This window comes from Simkaniaceae bacterium, from assembly GCA_021734805.1.
Lineage (GTDB): Bacteria > Chlamydiota > Chlamydiia > Chlamydiales > JACRBE01 > Amphritriteisimkania.
In genome coordinates, this window is the sequence record JAIPIG010000006.1 from 45596 (window position 1) to 63626 (window position 18031).

Genomic DNA, 18031 nt, shown 5'->3' on the forward strand with positions numbered 1-18031 from the left:
ACACATCCAATGACTCCAATTAGTACAACTCGTCTATCAACAGCTCCTGAAGATGAAAGGCCCGACGAGCAGGGGATAAGTGAAGAGCAAAAGGCGCGCGTGGGAGCTCAATTTAGAGCGGCTGCTGAATGCCCTATTCCAACAATGGCGACAGGGCTCGCAAAGCAGTTTTTGAGGGTTACGGCTTTTGATCCTTCTACTAAAAGAGTACAAGATTTTGTGGGATCGAAAAAGCAGTGTTCTTTTAGAGAGGGAGAACCATTTTATCAAATGGATCCAAGGCTATTTAATACACCCGAAGACAAAAAACCTCTCTCTTATACAATGAGAGGATTGGGGCACGCCGCGGCATTCCTTGTTGAAAAGGGAATGTCAGCTCAAGCAGATCGGATCTGTGATGGAATTTCTAAGATTAATGAAGAGGTTAAGGAGCTATTTGTAGCGCCATCGGTTATCAAGGATAAAATAGCTGCTACATACGCTGCTTTAGAATTGGAAGAGGTTTGTGATGAGGCATTTGATGCTCTGAATCAAATTTCAGATGAAAAAGACACTTAATTTTAATGACTAATAATAGAGGTAGGCAATGAGTGCTATAACTAAAACGGGTAGACCGGTTGAAGGACCTGAAGATGGAATGCTTTCAGGAAAGCCCGGTTTGACTACAAAGGGAAAAAGAGATGTTACGACTCAATTTAATGCGGCAAGCCGCCTTTTTATCCCAACGATGGGGCGAGAAGATGCGTCTTTTAGACCGAGACGGGTAGGGTCCCACAGGCCTCCTGCACAACGACCAAGTGATGGCATTAAAGGGGCGCAGCTTCCTGCATCAGGTCTTCAAAGTATCATAGCAAGATCCAATACAACATACGTTGAAGGTCGAGAAGGGCGCTGCTCAATTGAAGGAGGAAAACCATTTTGGCCGATGGATAAAAGGGTTGCTGCAGCTGTTGAACCCGAGATGAGTTTCATACAAGCATTAGCTGAAGAAGCTGTCTCTCGAGAAAGATCAGATATTGCACGTAGACTGTGCACACAAGTACGAGGGCTTGATGATGCTGCAAGATCATTAATTAATAACGACGGGATTTCTACTGCTAAAGTGACGGCATTTGTCCAAGGAGAATTAAGAGAAGCCGGTTCAGTTGCAAGTGGGTATCTTACTCGTGATATTGAGACCCGTAAGTTTCTGTCTGAAGACGGAAAGGTTTCTACCCCAGTAACAGCACCCGGTGGCAGTCGGGTAGCTATGAATCAAAGCAGTCATAATGCCACAGTATCCGGACGTGGAAGCGTTGTTGATAAAAGTCATTCAGGGCTTAGCCGGAGAACGGTTGAATACTCTTTTCCAAAGAGCAATGAACTAAAAAGATGTTTAGGAGAGCGATCTTCTCTTAAAGATATACCATATTTTTCGGAAAAAGGAATTACGCAGGCGGTAGCCACACTCGCAGCCAAACGTTTTCAAAACTCTCAAAAAAATGATTTGGGTATTGGTGTGGGGGCGTCGCTTGTTGTTGTAGATGTAGCGCGAGGGGTCGATGGGTTTTCCGGAGAAAAGCTTCCTAAAGTTAACATTCCCGGAAGAATTGCACCTCAATTGCAAATGTCACTGGGTCAAGCGCTCAAGGATTGTGGTAGGAAGCAGTCTGCTGAGTAGTGCGACATGTGTCCTATCTAACCCATTCCGTTCATTGGAAAAATGGCCGTATTTTAATGAATACGGCCATTTTAGTGTAAATACGGCCAAGATACGGCCAAAATGGCTTGAAAAATGGCCGTATAAGATAGAGATCGTTGCAATAATCTTACGAACTCACTTTGCTTTTCTAGGCCCGGAAAAGTCGCAGATGTCTATGATTTTAAGAAATCCCCTCCCATAAATAGAGGACATTTTTTGACGGTCAAGAAATATTGGTTATCGCTATCCGTTCTAAGCTGCGTGAGAAGCTCCCCGCTTGGATCCGGGGAGATGGCAGCTTGGCTTCCGTTCAAATCAATTTCGCTGTCCATCGGTCCGGATTTTGGGTTGTTGAGAAATGGACCGGCTTGCAATTGTCGATGACCCAATTGTGATCCTCGATACCCATCCAGTAACATATTGCCCAATGCGTTCCACCGTGGGCTATAATAAGGACGGGTCCGGGATGTTGTAAGGCTTGATTCAGCCCGTTTTTGGCTTGTTCAAGGAAACTTCTTACTGTTGAAGAGCCTTTATTGAATGCGTCTTGACCTAAAGAGGTCATACCACTCCAAATCTCAGCCGTACATTCTCCAAGAGCGTAGATTTCTTGATGTTCTCTGCCGGGAGTTAAAAGCTCTTTAGTTTCTTTTGCTCTTTTTAGGGGACTACAACAAATCGTTTGAAAGGGAAATTGGTTTAGGAGGGGCGCTATCGTGAGTGCTTGCATCCTGCCTGTAGCATTCAAGGAAATATCCCCGTGATCTGTCTTATTAGAAGATCGATTATAGTCCGTTTGTCCATGACGCACAAAGAAGAAGTCTTTTTTTAGAATCATGCAAGGCCCTCCTTTTATTTCTATTTTTCATAAATGGTATTAGAAAGCGAATGAACGTGTTGCTGTAGCACCGGCTTGAGCCCCTCCTGCTGTGCTGCCGCCTGTAAGCTGTATTGACGCTTCCGGTATACAGCACGCTATGGCGATAACGGCTGCAATTCTTAGCGCTTCTTGGAACCAAGATGTCTTGTGTCTATTTTTTTCAATGAGGTTATCGACGCTTTTTCGAATTTCGGCGTTATCGCGGAAAGACTGTTGGACCTGTCCGTCAACCCCGACGAGACGAGCCCCATTTTCTTCAACAATACCGGCTAGGGCATTATGGGCTTCTCTTATTTCTGCGATCGCTTGAGCCACCTCTCCATGCCTTCTGGCATCGCGCTCTTGAAGTTCTGCAATCCCTCGCCCCATTACCTCTAGTTGAGCATTGAGTCGAGCTCCAATAGCGGCAAATGGATCTGCCATTGCTGCGGCTCTTTCGCTTAAAAATTCGCGTAAGGCCTGAGCTCTTGCTGCCTGATCGGGAGCTGCAAGATCTTCTGCCTGCATTTGAATTCGCCGCTGGCGGATATTATAGGGAGAGGGCAAAGGAGTAAATCTCTCTCCAAGCGCATTATAATCGCGCCTTAGTGCTCTAAAATCGGCTTCGATGCCATGTTTTTTAAGCCATTCAACCATATGCTGGGCGATAAAATGGGGCTGAACTGTAAAGACGGGATACGCATCAGGTCTTGCGTCGGCATCAGGTCTTGCGTCGGCATCAGGTCTGACATCAAATGGGCTTCGATAGAATTCTTGTACGCCGAAACGACTGAGATAGATTGTCAATTCCATTGAGTTGTATGAATGCCCGTCTGTTCCGATAACGGCATTATTATCTAAAGGAGTTTGTGTTAAATCATCGCGAAGACAAGCCTGCAAAGCTTCAACATAGTGGTTATGGATCGCTATTAAGGCGGCGTCTTGTTGGGGCCCGGTTAAATTGCGTGATCGAAGGATTTCTTTTCTTGCTTGGTCGAATCCGGTATGCCAGTCACGAATATGATGTGTTAGCGCATCATTGAGCGGGCTACGGTCTAAGAGGACTTTTAAATCGTTGAGTTCAGGTTGGATTTGTCTGAGATATGCGACATTGGCCACAAATGCTGCCGGATCTTCTTCGGGAAGCACTTCACCGGCTCCGGCGTTTGCGGCTGCTACAAGAGGAGGGATTGCCATGCTTTAAAGTCCTTTGTTGTTATGCGTTATCTGTTTGTTCAAGAGCTCTTAAGGTGGATGCGGGAAGATGAGCGGACACATCGAATGGCTCTACTTCCGGAGGCGCTATGATGGGGCCGGGCCCTACAAGCGGGGGGATTTTTATATCGGTTGCCCCTTTAAATATCCCTCGATGGTCTTGGGGGGTCAGATGTCTTGGGTCTCCCGTATTATAGCCGGGCGCTTGAGCGGAAGGAGGAGGGGAGAGGTAAACATCGACACGATTCCCTTCTTCGTCGATATAAAAATGGTCAAGAACTAGACCGGATACTTTTGCTTCTAGACCTTTAAGATTTGAAATAAGTATTTTCTTTAGTCGATTTTGTTCTTTGAGTTTTTCTTCAGCTGCTATTATCGATTCTTTTAATCTTTTAGATTCTGTGAATAGGGATTGGGTTGCTTCGGTGACTTCTTTTAACTTAAGTTTTTCTCCAGAGTGGATGGAGTCACTCATTGCATCCACCCGACCTAATAATTGTTCAAACAAGGCCTCAGCCTCATCTGCTCTTTCAGAGAGGGCATGGATGATGCGCGTTGTCAGCTCGGTTAGAGCCGCATCATCTCGCGCAATCAGGAGGGGCGCGGCATCTACTATAGGAACATTCCCGCGCATGCGCGCATCGATATAATCAAAATCGGCTTCGATATCATGTAGAGGGGGTATCATATTTCACTCTCCCAGCGATTTTTTGATGTATTCAATTCAGCCGTGTTGTGTTTGATTGCTTCATCCAGTCGATGCGCTTCAGTATTATTGGCTAAGATGGCTACGCCTAATTCATTGACTCTCTCTACAACAGTGCTTATGGCGGTAGCCCCTGCCGTTGCATCTTCTTCGATTGTTTCAGCAACACCGACTAAGGCGCTTCGAGCGGCCCCAAAATGAGCTTGAACGGCATCATCGGCACGCCTTGCAAGAGTAACTGCAGCTTCTGTAAGCTGTTTAGTTTGAGCTCGGATGATTTGGGCTTCTCTGCTGATAGCTAGAAAATCAGCAAGACAGTCTTCAGTCGTTTTGCCTAGGGGTTTACTCGCCGCATCGAGGATGTCCAAAAGTTTATTTGATAAGGGAAGGGTAATCATAGACCGGTCATTAGGAGACGCTTTATCATGAAGCGGCGTCAAAAAAGCTTGATACATCCTGCATAAGTATAAATACCGGCGATCTTCCGGCGCTTTGTTATATTTATCCATCCAAGCATCTAGCCACTTGAGCTGTTCATCATTGAGGCCTGTGATGTTGACTTTGATCGCGTGGACTAAACTGAGGGCAGAGTTCTTATAGTCGGAAAGACACGCCTCAGATGTTTTGCCTAGGGGTTTACTCGCCGCATCGAGAGCTCTTAGAGTTTCTTTCAATAGGTCATCGATGATAGGCCGTTCACGATAAGATGAGTTAGCATGGAGCGGCATCAAAAATTGTTCATGGAGTTCACATAAACATAGAAATCGCTCATTGTCAGGAGTGTCTTTTAAACATAGAAAGCGTTCATCGGGGGCTTCTTTATATTTATCAAGCCAAGCATCCAGCCACTTGATCTGCTCATCATTGAGGCTTGTGATCTTCGTTTTAATCGCATGGACTAAACTGATGGCCGGCGATCGAAGCTGTAGATGCAAAGCGGGTGCAACCGGAGCCGGAAGCTCTTCAATAATGGTTCTGCCGGCTCCACTATGGGCTATTCTAGTGCGCATAGGGTACGATCTCCTCTAAATTAATGTGTTCATGTAAGGCATCGATGCTCTTGCGCAAGGGGTCATATGATCTTCCTGTCTTTGGTTACATCTAGTATGATATCAAAGGGTGATGGGCTCCACTCCTTAGTAAAAGAGAAGAGCGGAGCATCGGCCGTTTCGGTATTCAGCGCAAATGAAGTTTCTTGGGAGCGTTTTATGGATTCTATTGTTTCTTCTTCAAGTCCAATCATTTCTAAAAGAGGGTATGTTCGACGATAGATTTCATTCACCTGATGCATAAGGTTTGAAAAGGTGGTATCTTTTTTGAGTGACTCGACAATGTGGCGTCTTGCTTCTAGGGCTTTGGCTTTAATTTCAAGAAGGGAGTCGGTAGGATTGATCTCTAGTTTTCCATAAGCATCAGATACTTTTTCAGCGACTGAGAGCAATTCACTGCATGCTAGGTGGATTTGGCGTTTTCTATTGTTTAAGACAATATTAGGAATAGAGTATGTAAAATCAGGAGATAAATATGAAAGTTTAGTGTTCATTGGGAAGAAGCGCTCCGAATCGTGATTATCATAACTCGGACAGGCTTTTCGTAACCGGCGATAAGCGGGAAGAAGTCGGCAAAAAAGAGAAAGGTTACGAGCGATAATGAACTTTTGGATACCTTGATGGAATTGGGAATATACGAAGGGGCCAAAATGCGCCAGTGGGGGGATGGGTGTATAAGTTTTTTTAAAGAAACGAGTTTGGGGAAAAAGCTTAAGCTCATCCTTTGAGAGAAGGTCTTCTTTGGGGAGAAATTGTGAAACGGGGTAGGGCTCTTCAAGGCATCGATAGATCAGGGAGGCTACTTTGCCAATGGTTTTGATATCTATCTTAGAAAGAGGCTCTCCATAGCGACTTTCATAGCACTCAATATGATCGCACAACAAAAGAATCGAAGTGGGATTGTATGTTTTCCGGCGACGGGATTGCTCTATACTTTCTATGGCGGATTTGACACCTGTTGCAACGGCGGCTTTGACCTCCGCATAGATAGGACCAATGATCCACATCCATTCGAGTGGACGACGCACGTTGTATTTGAGAAGACGCACAGCGGGATAGTTGTCATCAGAAGAGTCAGAAGCATCCGAGTCGTCATCTTCCGGCGAAGGGGCGGTAGGGACTAAATCTTGTAGAGTTTTCATCAGGGATTGAGCGGATCGCATGGAGTGATCGACAAATCGGGGCAATGCTTTAACAAATTGCGTTTGAATAGCATCTTCGGTTTTAGATTGTATGAGAGCGATTCGTTGCAGTTGTTTTTGTTCGGAATGAGTGGTTGAGAGGCCCTGTATAGCTCCCAAAACGGCTTGATTTGATTGCCGGACAAGCGCTCTTTTTTGAATAGCTCCTCGAACTTCGTCAAGAGTCATTAAAGGCGCTGCTGTGAGAGCAAGGGCCGGTCCTGTCATAGCATTTTCTCTGTTAGGCTGTTTGTATTTAATGTTTCCATTAACGATTCAATCAGCGCGCCGTTGAATTGAAAAAAAGGAGTTTCCGGGTGAGTCGTATTCAATGAAAAAAGAGACGCTGCGCTTTCTTTGAACCGGTCGATTAATGCTTCATCAATGCCAATTATTTTTAAGAGGAAGGGGACTCGAATATAGATGTCATTTTTCACCTCCATATAATCTTTGAATTGAGGGTTGGCTTCAAGTCTCTCTAAAATTTGTTTTCGAATCATTAAACAGGCGGCATCATCTTGCGCTTCACATGCATCCGTTGAGATCATTGGAGCTTCCCCTGCTACTTTTGGGATATACGTTTTGATCCTATCGAACGCCTCTTTTAGTATACCAAAGTGGGATGCAATGATGTGGCTACAGAGTGCATTCGGGCAGAGGGACTGCAGCTCTAAATTGACTCGATTGAGCTGTGCTTTGGTCTGATCATAACGGGGATGAGCAGCCCTTAAGCTTTTGTAGGCGGGGAGGAGGTATTCTCGGATTAAGAAAAAATTGTGAGCTAGTGGTTGAGCATGGAGGGGGAGTCCTTCCAGTTCATCCCATGTTAGAAGCGTGGGTGCTCTGTATTTGATTTTTGAGCATAAAAAGAGCATGGATTCGACTGTTCCGGTTGTCTTTATATCCATAGAGACAAGAGGTTCGCCATAACGGGTTGTGTAAGCGCTAATGTCTTCACAGAGGGTTAATATTTCAGCCGCGCTTTCAAATTGCTCGCCTTCAAGTGCGTCTTTAATCTCCTCATAACCGGCTGCAATGGTCTTTTCAAGATGTTCTTCAAAAGCCTTTCGATCCATTCTGATGCTGTCTGAGCGCTTGGAAGGGGTTGCCGCAGCGTCAGCATCAAAAGTGGGGAGGCGCCGGATTGCGCTACTGACTTGTTTTACACAGGCTCTAAGTTCTTTGTCGGTACGGGCTATAGAGTGGTGCATTTCTGTCATTTCGCGACTTCTTTGGGCGCTGATCATTCTACTTTGTAGAGCGGCTTCAGCTTGAGCTCGCGTATTTTCTTGCTGGGTGGTAGCGAGAAGTTGAATCGCACCTAAAATACCCGTCTGAGGTGTCTCTTCTCGCGGGGCGGCAACCAATGCCTCTGCAGCAGCAGCCCTAGGAGTTATGGGTAACATAGTCCTCTCCTATTGTTTTAAAACCGGTATGCGGATCACATGCAGCAACATTTACCACCACCGCTTTTTCTTGCATAGTGAGCTTGAAGCTCTCGTGTACAATTGAGTTCTTGCCTGAGCTTCGTGACTTGGGCTTCAAGCGTGATTCTATGAGCGACTTCGGTTTCGACTGTTTCTGCCAATGCACTACAATCCGTTTTAAGTTTTCCGATTTCCGTACTGTGAATTTCGTTTTCAGCTTGATGGGTCATTTCGGCATGCTCTAGTCGAGAAGAAAAGGCTGCCATCGTCGCCTCTAATTGGAGCTCAATTTCTTTAGCGCGGCTCTCAAGACGCTCATATTCTCTGTCATTAGACTCGGCTTGAGCCTGTTCTAATAAATTCAGGACGATGCGTGTTTCTTGGTTATTGAGTTTTGTAAAGGCTCTTTCGGCATAGTCATTATATTTAATGGCTTGACGTATTTTATCGTCTTTAGAAGCATCCGGCGGTAAAGGGGTGATTTGTCGAGGCTTAGCAAATCGAGAAGCAAAAGGAGAGAGTGCTTCGAGAAAACAAGCGGCAAAATAATGGGGTTTTGCATCTGATACGAGTCTGTTATCAATGGGATTGGCTCCCGCAAATAGCTCTTTCCATTCTTCTACCATGAACGGTTCAACGACAAACTTGTTGCATATGAGGGTAGGAGATACAAGAGGCGCCTCATCAATAGAATTGATCAGCTTTTTTGCCAATTCGTCGATGTCTTTAGAAAGGTTATCCAGATCGTCATCGGATAGATCGGATAGATCAACGCCTTGCGCTCTTGTTTTCCATATGTGTAATTCACAGGAAAGGGGATCTGTCCAAGATTTGCATTCATCGCAGATCTCAAAAATTCTTTTGGCAACTGCTTGCATTGAATGTAGCGTGAGGGTCATTCTCGGGGGCTCAATCGCAACAAGCGGTTCGATCATCGTTGGAGCAGACCTAGGAATAGCGAGTACGGATGCCATCGTATATCCTTAGTTAAATGAAATTGATTTGGAGGGGCTATTTTATGAGTTTAATTGAATTAATAAAAGCTAAAAGAATTTATGTAATAGAGGACGCATATACCGCTCGTGATTCAAAAGTTGTTTTATTTGTTTTGGGCAGGATAACTTAATGATATTTTTATTGGATGATTGATATTGCTGATCTCTGTTCAGTATAATGATAGGATGCTATATGATTTTTAGTCTTTACATTAGGATTAATGCATGTCTGAAGCTATTTCCCCCACACGAAAATTAGAATATGATACTCCGGAAAACGAGAGCGTCACTTCCGTTAGTGCAAAGGATAAAGGCTTGGTGCTCTCTCTTTTTATGAGAAGCATGGATGGAGCTATACCTGAGATGGCTTCTCAATTGAGTCGTGGGCCAATGATTGCTGCTTATCAAAGGCCCGAATCGATATTGGCTAGCCTAAAAAGTGCAAGTCTATCTTCGAGAGATGAGTCGTTGTCGATGATTCGGTGGGATGATCAACAGGGTACAAATGTTGGAGGAGAGTTAGCAAGCTCTTTAACAGATGAGTCTGATGCTATCAAGTATGCAAAAGCTGTTGGGCGGGGTGTTTATGGGTTTGTCAAAGATGTGGGGAAAAGTGTTGCCCAATTTACAGGAGATTCGCTCGTTCTTCTAGCCGGGAAGCACGCAATTGAGGAATCTTGTAATCCCTTTATTGCTCGAGAAAAACTCCCCAATCCTCTTTTAGATGAGGCTAAACATCGTATGGGCGACAGGGTGATGGCTGTTTCTAGGGTGGGGCTTGATCTTCTTAGGCTTGCAGGTTCAGGCCCGGATACTTTTGCTCTTGCTGACCATTCAATAGCTGAAGCGGCAGCTCAGCACATACTGATGCCTGTTGAAGAGCTAACTCAAGCCGTTGAGGTAGCGGATCGATTTCAAAGAGTTGAGATAGGTGCACGTGTTGTATCGGCCATCGCGCTTCCGATGCTTGTTAGTAGAGTCGCTCCTAAGTGGGTTCCAAATGTACGGGAAGTTGAAGAAACAGGCATAGAAAAACTAACGGAGATAAACCGTCTCGGAAGCATTGCATCGACAATCAAATCAACCGCTGCACAAGTTAGTACTGTTGCAATAAGACAATTTGAAACATTCGCTTTGAAAATAAGACCTACTCTGAACACATTTGCTCAAAATTTTCATGATCGGATGGTCATGCGCCATTTTGGGCTTGCTTCGAAAGCAGATTTAAATCTTCATAGGATCGCACTTGCTAGTCATGGTCCTGAAACTGTTATTTATGCTTCTGCTAATAGGGATTTATTTAGAGCTTTATCTAGATCTCACGATTGGGTGTATCCCTTTTTAAGGGAAAGAAAACTTGTTTTTGAAAAAATTCATCGAATTGGGGCTGCAAATCAAATTGCGCGATTAACTGAAACAAATAAAAACATCTCGCATGTCATTCTTGCCGTACACGGGGAGCCCTCAACTCTGGGATATAATTTAAGAGGGGTGTCTCCGGAGCGACTCGTGCGTGATTGGGCGCTTAAAAATTTTAATGACAAAGCTCAAGTCATTCTTGTTAGCTGTTCAACAGGGGCTGAAATGGGTAATGGCAGGTTGAGTTTTGCTCAGAAACTTCAAAACATCTTTGATTATGGGATTCCTCCGTTAGTTAAAGAAAATGTAAGAAAAAATATAACGGTTATTTCTGCAACGGAAGATATTGGCAGACAAGATATTGTAGTTAAAGGGAGTCAAATTCGTTTTTGGCAACGTCAATATGATAAATCCTTTGGAGATAAATTCATCGGCTGCTTTGATGTAACTAGACATGGACATCGGATTAGGGCAAATAATCTGATAGGCTTTGATGTCAAGACGGAGATTCTTCATAAAGATCTGACTCTAGTTCGACTTCATAAAAGGGGAGATGAAGGGTATGCCGGTTTTATAAGAGCGTCTAATCTTAAAAAGCTAAGCTCTTTAAAGCAAGTTAGAGATAAATTTATTGGGAACCAAAAAGTAGATCAGGTTACCTTTGCGAGAATTCCTGCCGGAGAATATATTCAATATATTAAGGATAGAGCCCTCAAAACTGAAAGATATTCCGGAGGGGGAATGCGATATGATTTTGCTGATTTTGATCCAAGATGGGTTGTTTCTACTCAAACTTTGTCATCTGCAACTTCTACACTTTTAAAAAACAAGTAAGGTGCGCGATCAACTCAACTTATGGGATGTAACAGAGGTTAAATGATCCCTTTAAAGGCAAATGCAATTCAAGAATACTACAGCGAGGCTGATTCTCTAGGAGAAGAATGTTTATTAAAAATCCTTGATGCAGGTAAGCAATGGGATTTATCCCGGACTTTGCAACGGGGAGGAAGTGCTATTTTCCCTCATACGTTCATAAATGAATGTGGGCATCAAATTGCAAGCGTCGTTCATGGCTGTTTGAATAGCGGTGCAAAAACTGTAGTCGTGCTTGGAGTCCTTCATGCCCTTACAGACGAACTATTGGTAGCTAAGAAAAAGGAAGAAAGGGAAGAGGATATTGCACTTAATCCTTATAGGGGTATTTTTTCCCCTGATGAGAACAATGCCATTTTGAAAGCAGAGTTTTCCCTATATTTTTTCAAGCTCCTTTGGGAGCTTGAAAGCTCGAGACGCGACTCTGCTATTCCTAAGCTGGTCATTAAATATCCTTTTCTTGTCAATCGTGCACCTGAGTTATTGCCCGGAATAGATCAACTTCGAGAAATTGCTAAAAATGCTGTAGTTGTTGCTACTGCAGATCTTTGCCACTATGGGAAAGCCTACGATTGTCAAAAAGAAAAACCGATCAATGAAAACTCACTTACTTTTGCTCGTGAGACAATCCAACAGGGGTTTAAAGTTCTAAAAGCCGGCAATTACCGTGAATATTATGAGTATTGTAAAGCTAGTCTTAGTGACAGCACAAATTCCTGCTCCATACTCAGGTACCTGCTTGGGCCCTTAGAAGCTCAGATTCGAGATATTAAATTAGTGAATGTAGCAAGCTTATTTGAGGGCTCGCCTTCTCCGAGCTGGGTAGCTGCAACACTTGTTGAAATGAAAAAAAGCTAATTTTTAAGGCGTGTATCCTGCTCAAAACTCCGTTTTCTTTGTTTTGAGCAGGATAAATTGATGTCAAAGAGGCTTTTTTCTGTTTTTACGACGATAGTTGTTCTTTTTTGTCATAAAAACATGTCGTAAAATGTCGCAAAAATCAACTAAGACGGTTCAGCCTGTAACGGGTGGCTTTTTTAATTCCTTCTTGTGCAATGATCCCTTTCTCTATGAGATCGGCAAGATCTCTTTGTAAAGAACGCCTGTTTATTCCCGAGCGGTAAAGGCACAAGGTGGAAAGAAGCCGGGACGTCCTGCCGTTTCCGTCTACAAACGGGTGGATATGGACCAGCTGGAACTGCGCTATTCCCGCGGCAAGAACCGGAGGGATTGTGCGTTCACCTTGCAGCCAATCTGTCAGCTCAGTCATCAAAACTCAGTAAATTATTTGCTTGGTGCACGGAGACCGTAAGGTGAGTCCTTAAATTAGGAGTTCGTCTGATATGGAATCAAAATCCGGATTGGACGAAAAATGTATTTTGAAAGATCGATAAGTAACTTAGTTTCAGGAGATCGGTTTAAAGAGCTCTTCTAGTTCTTCCATAGAAAGGCGGAGTTGATCTGCTCCTTTAGAATCAAATAAATGATCGATCATGTCTTGTTTTTTTTGCTGCAGGGCGATGATTTTTTCTTCAATCGTTTTTTCAGTGATCAATTTATAAACGAATACGGGCTTATCTTGTCCGATGCGGTGCGCGCGATCCGTTGCCTGTCTTTCAGCTGCAGGATTCCACCACGGATCATAATGGATAACGGTATCGGCTTGGGTGAGATTGAGTCCAACTCCCCCTGCTTTGAGGCTGATGAGAAAGAGGGGGACATTGCCGTTTTGAAATTGATCGATCACTTCTTTTCTATTTTTTGTTTGTCCCGTTAACTTAACGTAGTTGACATGGAGCGTTTGCAATTGTTCTTCAATCAATGCCAGCATAGAAGTAAAGCTGGAGAAGAGGAGGATTTTTCTGTTTTCATCTAATAATGTCGTTAAAAGTTCTACAAGGTATTCGAGCTTAGCGGAAGCGATGACGGAAGCATTGGTTTTCATTTTAACGAGTCTTGGATCGCAGCACGCTTGACGCATTTTGAGAAGGGCATCGAGGATAATAATCTGACTTTTTGCAAGCCCTTTTTCTTGGATCACCTGCTTGACTTTTTCAAGCATCGATATGCGTATGGTTTCATAGAGATCGCGTTGATCGTCTTTAACGGCGATATACTTAATCAGCTCTGTTTTGGGGGGAAGCTCAATGGCAACTTTATCCTTCGTCCTACGCAAGAGGAAGGGGGCGATTTTTTTGGATAACCGCTCTTGTATTTCTTTGTTTTCCATTTTTTCAATGGGGTTTCTAAAGTGGCGGGAGAATTGTTGTTTATTCCCTAAGAGGCCGGGATTTAAAAAGTGGAAAATAGACCAAAGTTCACCTAAATGATTTTCCATAGGCGTTCCCGAAAGACAAAAACGGTGCATTGCATCTAATTCACACAACACTTGAAATGATTTTGTGAGTGAGTTTTTGATGTATTGGGCCTCATCGAGAACGATGGTGTAAAAGGAGTGCTTGAAGAAGATTTTCTGATCCCTAACGATGAGGGGATATGTCGTCAAAACAATGTCGTGATCCGGTATTTCGGAAAATTGTTCTTTTCTCTCTTGCCCATGAAGGACTAATACTTTTAAAGAGGGGGCAAAGCGAGTGGTTTCATGAACCCAATTGGGAACTAAACTCGTTGGTGCGATAATTAAAGAGGGTTTTTTCATCCTACCCGCTTCTTTTTCAGCGAGGAGGTGAGTGAGGATTTGAATCGTTTTCCCGAGGCCCATATCGTCAGCTAAAATGCCTCCAAATGAACATTTTTGCAAATGTTGCAGCCAATTGAAACCGGTGTGTTGATAATTCCTTAAAGTGGCTTGGAGCGTTTCCGGAAGAGGTAGATGGGGAGGATTCATTGCTTCAGACAATTGCTTTAGAATTTTTTCAAATTGGGCGTTTGTTTTCCATTTAACGATGCCGTCTAATGTCTTTTTCCATCCTTCAATGTCGTGGGTATTGGATTTGGGTAGTTTCATTGAGTTGGATTTTTTATCATATAATTCGAGTAGAAAAGAGAGCATCTTTTTGAGCCGTTCTCCATCGATGATATTATTGGTTCCATCGGGAAATTGAATAGGAAATTTGGTTTTGGGATCAATTGCTGCGATAGCGCTATGTGTTGAAAACCGGGTTTCTAAAAGTTCTTTTAGGATAAAATCTAAGCGCTTTTTTTCTCCATTGACAAGTACGCCCAATTCAAGATCGAACCAATTATTTTTAGAGGCTTTTTCTTCGATATCGATGAAGAATGAATCGATTTCATTCAACCATTCATAGGGGAAATCATGAGTTACTTCAAAGCGCCATTTCTTTTTTTCTAGGGTGCGGAGTTGTTGAAGGGCGCGTGTTTGATGAGATCTCTCAAAAGTAAAAGCAATTGTATCGCTTCGAAAATGAATTAAAGAGATACTTTTAAAGGGAGGTTGGGTGATTTCGTTAAGAGCGATCGTTTCCTCTTCGATATCACGCGTGATTTCTAAACAATGGCCCCCGTCGATGCGCTTTATGACTTTTTCGGGATGTTCAATGGGGATTTCATATTTATCATAGAGAAAGGAAAGAGAAATAATAGGAGTGCCAAATTTCCCCGATAGCTTGAGCTTAGGGATGGGTTTTGGTTCTATAGAGCTCACGGGGAGTTGCGGGGGATGGGGAAGCATTTTTTGTAGATCCGATGTTTCCAAATGACGGATAAATTGAGGGATTTGCGCAACGGGAACGTTCAAGTTATCATTTAAGAAACGAGCCAGATGTTCAGGTGACATATCCAACTCTAGAGGTCCACAGGTCATTGTTTCGGGGTCGATATAGTGGCATTCATCAAATAAGAGGATAAAACAGGGTCGCTCTTGATCTATGAGAGGAACAAGATAATAGGTACTGTTTTGATCCGGTTGCCAAGACAGAGAGAGCTTTTTTTTCTCTCCCTTTTGAAGAGGAGTCGTCATGCTATCAAAGAAACAACGTCCGGTATCCAATAGGAGATCTATTTGGGAAAACGTTTTAATTGAGGCGATTTCGATCGCCCCTCTATTAAGGAGATCATATGTTGAGCGCGATTGGAATACTTTTGATGCGATTAAGGTCGATAGGATGTGGAGATCGTTTTGATGTAATTGTTGTGTATTTAGATAATAGGGCAAAGAAGTCGGTTTGGCATACCTGCCACTCTTTAGAATGCGCGAAAATCCACAATTTAGATAGGTAATGATAGGGGAATTAGAGGGGTTTTGAAAAAGAAAAACAACGGGTTGAGGGGTTTGTGTTTCTTTTTCTTTATTTTTTATGCTTTCAAAGAAGGAAGACCATGGGTCGGAATGCGATTCATGGTGAGCTCTACTCATAGGATGAGGTGTAGATTTATCTTGAAAAAGTGTCATTGCTTCTAGAAGCGTTGCAACGACATGTTTACATTCTCCACCTAAGGGGCAACTACACTGATTATTAAAGAATGTAAGCGGATCCGAATGGTCGAGATCGAATTCAATGGTGCTTATATAAGGCTTTTTTTGACTGCCGCGGACAGTCCCCTCGATTAATAGGATGTTTTTATAATGTTCTATGCGAACATTCAAAACACATTTTTTAAAAAGATATTGAGCTCCCTTGGAGTAGGTATGTTCACCAAAAAAATCGACCAAATTTTCTTTTGTATACGGTGTCATTGATATTTCCATCATGTGCCTCTCGCGGTTTCAAACACGTTTTAAATTTAGCAGATGGCTGAATTTTAAAGGAATGGTTAATGTGGTGCTAATCTTTATTCAGTATAATGATAAGATGCGCTATGATTTTTAGTCTTTACATTAGGATTAACACATGTCTGAAGCTATTTCCCCCACACGAAAATTAGAATATGATACTCCGGAAGACGAGAGCTCTTCAATTAGCCCAAAGGATAAAGATAGAGTAGGCTCTCTTTTTGCAAGAATCATGAGTGGAGAGGTCCCTGAGATGGCTTTTGAGTTGAGGGGCGGGCCAATCGCTGCTTATCAAAGGCCTGAATCTAGTCTGTTAGCTAGCTTAAAAAGCGCAAGCTTATCTTCTCTACCTCCTTTTATGACAAATGAATTAAGAGATGACGCACCCAAAACGTGTAGTGCAAAACCCCATGAAGATGCTGAAGCGCATCATTCTGAAAAGCATGAGCATTCTATAACCGAAGTGGCAGCGCATTATCTTTATGAGGAGGTAACCCATGCCGCTCTACATCACCATCCGGTTACTCGGAATACGCTCCATGTAGCAACAGGATTTTTCTCATCAGAGGGAGAAGATGTGAGGGATAGTTTAGTCGATGCGGGAGTTCATGTGGGACAAGTCATTGCTATGGATCGAGCTCTTTGTTTGTTGGCAAAGGGGACTATGTGGACAACAGCTCAGGCCCTTTTCGCTATGAGTAGTTCGGATTGCCTAGGTAGAGCAATGGAGAGCGGGCTCAAGAGAGCTCCCACCGGAAGAGTTGCTTTCAATACGTTGGGTATGACCGAGCCGATGACGTCGATTGACGATGTGCGCGAGATAGCTCGAGTGCTTCAGATTCCTCAAAAGACATGGGATGCCCTCCATCATGCCGTTTCTTCTTTTGTGAAAGAGAAGTTAAATGACATTGGCATTCGAAATGGCTTAAAAAAGCCCAATTTAGATGACGTGATGCGGATCATAGCAGAGAATTCTCCTGAAGAACAAGAAAGACAGTCTTTGGTGTTGGTGACTCAGTTAATGCTTACCAATGCAAAGGTTGATGCTGCCGAAATGAGTTGAACAGCGGGCGCCAATCTCGTCTCGTTCATTGAGGGGATTTTTTAATCGGAAAGAATTATTTTAAAACATAGCGTGTGTTTTTTCCTTTTCCGATACGTTTAACTAATCCTTGATCAATTAGGGAGCGTAAAACTTTAAAAGTTGTATTTTTAGAGAGGCCTAAGTGATTAATCATCTCATGAATGTTAATGACTGATTTTACTTTGAACAAATCGATCAATATTTCTGCGTCAGATTTCCTCTCATTTTTTATGGTCTTAAATTCAAATATTACTTTTACATAATCACCGTCTTCAGAAAAAGTGGGTGGGATAATTTTTAAGGCCCGACAGCTATCAAAAATCAACTTAATGCCTGAACCCAATTTTTCAATAATTCCCATCTTGTGGGCCATTCTACCGATGACCGGATTTCGTAAATGCGTTATCCCTTCTCCTAAATTATTGATATTGATATGCCCCGGAAAATTACCGGGGCTGAAGATCTCTAAATGATCCTCTTGACAGCTCCCCATGGCTAAAGCCAGGGGATTCCTAATTCACAGAGAACAGCTTTGCAACAAATTATTGTTGCCGAGTCTTCCGCTCTCTCCAAAGGCTAACCCCGCCAGCCCGACGGTTAAAATATTCTTAGCTGCATTGATATCCCTATCGAGCGTTTTCTTACAAGAAGGACACTCCCAGATTCTATCACTTAAGCTTAATCCATTATAGATATGTCCACAGCAACTGCATCTTTTAGAAGACGGAAACCAACGGTCAATTTCTAAAAGCTCTCGTTCGTACCATTCTGCTTTGTACTTAAGCTTTCTAAAGAAATCTCCCCAACTTGAATCAGCTATTGATTTAGCTAATTTGTGGTTCTTCTGCATGCCTTTAACATTAAGACTTTCAACTGCTATTGCTTGGTTTTCGCTTATTAGCTTTGTCG

Annotated in this window: 16 protein-coding genes; 5 read left to right on the top strand and 11 right to left on the bottom strand. The window is 43.1% G+C overall.

Translation table 11 applies throughout. From position 1 onward, the window contains the following. Positions 1 to 9: 9 nt before the first annotated feature. Both K9M07_02080 and K9M07_02085 read left to right on the top strand, forming a co-directional pair. A complete protein-coding gene (locus K9M07_02080) occupies positions 10 to 558 on the top strand; it encodes a hypothetical protein (protein MCF7852010.1) in 549 nt (182 codons plus the stop codon). A 28-nt stretch (positions 559 to 586) separates the two neighbouring features. Next, complete coding sequence (locus tag K9M07_02085) at positions 587 to 1660, top strand: hypothetical protein (protein MCF7852011.1); 1074 nt, start codon at positions 587 to 589, stop codon at positions 1658 to 1660. Between the two features lie 331 nt (positions 1661 to 1991). Here the strand turns inward: K9M07_02085 and K9M07_02090 are convergent, their stop codons facing one another. The 7 genes from K9M07_02090 to K9M07_02120 all read right to left on the bottom strand — a co-directional run bounded on the left by K9M07_02090 (position 1992) and on the right by K9M07_02120 (position 9092). Next, the gene (locus K9M07_02090) at positions 1992 to 2519 is read right to left on the bottom strand and encodes a histidine phosphatase family protein (GenBank protein MCF7852012.1); all 528 of its coding nucleotides are present in this window, start codon (positions 2517 to 2519) and stop codon (positions 1992 to 1994) included. Positions 2520 to 2558: 39 nt separating this feature from the next. Further along, the gene (locus tag K9M07_02095; GenBank protein ID MCF7852013.1) at positions 2559 to 3737 is read right to left on the bottom strand and encodes a hypothetical protein; all 1179 of its coding nucleotides are present in this window, start codon (positions 3735 to 3737) and stop codon (positions 2559 to 2561) included. Positions 3738 to 3756: 19 nt separating this feature from the next. Then, entirely contained in the window at positions 3757 to 4443 is a 687-nt protein-coding gene (locus tag K9M07_02100; GenBank protein MCF7852014.1) for a hypothetical protein, read from the bottom strand. Beyond that, positions 4440 to 5471: a hypothetical protein gene (locus K9M07_02105; GenBank protein ID MCF7852015.1), complete on the bottom strand. Its 1032-nt coding sequence runs from the start codon at positions 5469 to 5471 to the stop codon at positions 4440 to 4442. The genes K9M07_02100 and K9M07_02105 overlap by 4 nt, the downstream gene beginning before the upstream one ends. 62 nt (positions 5472 to 5533) lie before the next feature. Beyond that, complete coding sequence (locus tag K9M07_02110; GenBank protein ID MCF7852016.1) at positions 5534 to 6919, bottom strand: hypothetical protein; 1386 nt, start codon at positions 6917 to 6919, stop codon at positions 5534 to 5536. Next, a complete protein-coding gene (locus K9M07_02115) occupies positions 6916 to 8097 on the bottom strand; it encodes a hypothetical protein (GenBank protein MCF7852017.1) in 1182 nt (393 codons plus the stop codon). Before K9M07_02115 ends, K9M07_02110 begins: the two co-directional genes overlap by 4 nt. Before the next feature lie 35 nt (positions 8098 to 8132). Beyond that, positions 8133 to 9092: a hypothetical protein gene (locus K9M07_02120; GenBank protein MCF7852018.1), complete on the bottom strand. Its 960-nt coding sequence runs from the start codon at positions 9090 to 9092 to the stop codon at positions 8133 to 8135. Positions 9093 to 9338: 246 nt separating this feature from the next. On the opposite strand from K9M07_02120, the gene K9M07_02125 reads away from it, so the two are divergent. Continuing rightward, positions 9339 to 11306: a hypothetical protein gene (locus K9M07_02125; protein ID MCF7852019.1), complete on the top strand. Its 1968-nt coding sequence runs from the start codon at positions 9339 to 9341 to the stop codon at positions 11304 to 11306. Between the two features lie 42 nt (positions 11307 to 11348). After that, positions 11349 to 12203, top strand: coding sequence for a hypothetical protein (locus tag K9M07_02130; GenBank protein ID MCF7852020.1), 855 nt, complete (start codon positions 11349 to 11351; stop codon positions 12201 to 12203). 142 nt (positions 12204 to 12345) lie between these two features. On the opposite strand, the gene K9M07_02135 is transcribed toward K9M07_02130, so the two are convergent. After that, a complete protein-coding gene (locus tag K9M07_02135; GenBank protein ID MCF7852021.1) occupies positions 12346 to 12615 on the bottom strand; it encodes a Fic family protein in 270 nt (89 codons plus the stop codon). A gap of 135 nt (positions 12616 to 12750) precedes the next feature. Next, positions 12751 to 16017 carry a DEAD/DEAH box helicase gene (locus tag K9M07_02140; protein ID MCF7852022.1) on the bottom strand — a complete coding sequence of 1089 codons (3267 nt, stop codon included), beginning with the start codon at positions 16015 to 16017 and terminating at the stop codon, positions 12751 to 12753. A gap of 139 nt (positions 16018 to 16156) precedes the next feature. On the opposite strand from K9M07_02140, the gene K9M07_02145 reads away from it, so the two are divergent. Continuing rightward, entirely contained in the window at positions 16157 to 17101 is a 945-nt protein-coding gene (locus K9M07_02145) for a hypothetical protein (GenBank protein MCF7852023.1), read from the top strand. 55 nt (positions 17102 to 17156) lie between these two features. Here K9M07_02145 and K9M07_02150 read toward each other — a convergent pair whose 3' ends face one another. Together K9M07_02150 and K9M07_02155 are read right to left on the bottom strand one after the other, a co-directional pair. After that, a complete protein-coding gene (locus K9M07_02150; GenBank protein ID MCF7852024.1) occupies positions 17157 to 17615 on the bottom strand; it encodes a hypothetical protein in 459 nt (152 codons plus the stop codon). A 24-nt stretch (positions 17616 to 17639) separates the two neighbouring features. Continuing rightward, a partial coding sequence (locus tag K9M07_02155) for a transposase (protein ID MCF7852025.1) occupies positions 17640 to 18031 on the bottom strand: 392 nt, incomplete at its 5' end.

Coding starts and splice junctions, on each gene's coding strand:
- K9M07_02080 (MCF7852010.1), top strand. CDS start 10: ATGACTCCAATTAGTACAACTCGTCTATCAACAGCTCCTGAAGATGAA.
- K9M07_02085 (MCF7852011.1), top strand. CDS start 587: ATGAGTGCTATAACTAAAACGGGTAGACCGGTTGAAGGACCTGAAGAT.
- K9M07_02090 (MCF7852012.1), bottom strand. CDS start 2,519: ATGATTCTAAAAAAAGACTTCTTCTTTGTGCGTCATGGACAAACGGAC.
- K9M07_02095 (MCF7852013.1), bottom strand. CDS start 3,737: ATGGCAATCCCTCCTCTTGTAGCAGCCGCAAACGCCGGAGCCGGTGAA.
- K9M07_02100 (MCF7852014.1), bottom strand. CDS start 4,443: ATGATACCCCCTCTACATGATATCGAAGCCGATTTTGATTATATCGAT.
- K9M07_02105 (MCF7852015.1), bottom strand. CDS start 5,471: ATGCGCACTAGAATAGCCCATAGTGGAGCCGGCAGAACCATTATTGAA.
- K9M07_02110 (MCF7852016.1), bottom strand. CDS start 6,919: ATGACAGGACCGGCCCTTGCTCTCACAGCAGCGCCTTTAATGACTCTT.
- K9M07_02115 (MCF7852017.1), bottom strand. CDS start 8,097: ATGTTACCCATAACTCCTAGGGCTGCTGCTGCAGAGGCATTGGTTGCC.
- K9M07_02120 (MCF7852018.1), bottom strand. CDS start 9,092: ATGGCATCCGTACTCGCTATTCCTAGGTCTGCTCCAACGATGATCGAA.
- K9M07_02125 (MCF7852019.1), top strand. CDS start 9,339: ATGTCTGAAGCTATTTCCCCCACACGAAAATTAGAATATGATACTCCG.
- K9M07_02130 (MCF7852020.1), top strand. CDS start 11,349: ATGATCCCTTTAAAGGCAAATGCAATTCAAGAATACTACAGCGAGGCT.
- K9M07_02135 (MCF7852021.1), bottom strand. CDS start 12,615: ATGACTGAGCTGACAGATTGGCTGCAAGGTGAACGCACAATCCCTCCG.
- K9M07_02140 (MCF7852022.1), bottom strand. CDS start 16,017: ATGATGGAAATATCAATGACACCGTATACAAAAGAAAATTTGGTCGAT.
- K9M07_02145 (MCF7852023.1), top strand. CDS start 16,157: ATGTCTGAAGCTATTTCCCCCACACGAAAATTAGAATATGATACTCCG.
- K9M07_02150 (MCF7852024.1), bottom strand. CDS start 17,615: ATGGGGAGCTGTCAAGAGGATCATTTAGAGATCTTCAGCCCCGGTAAT.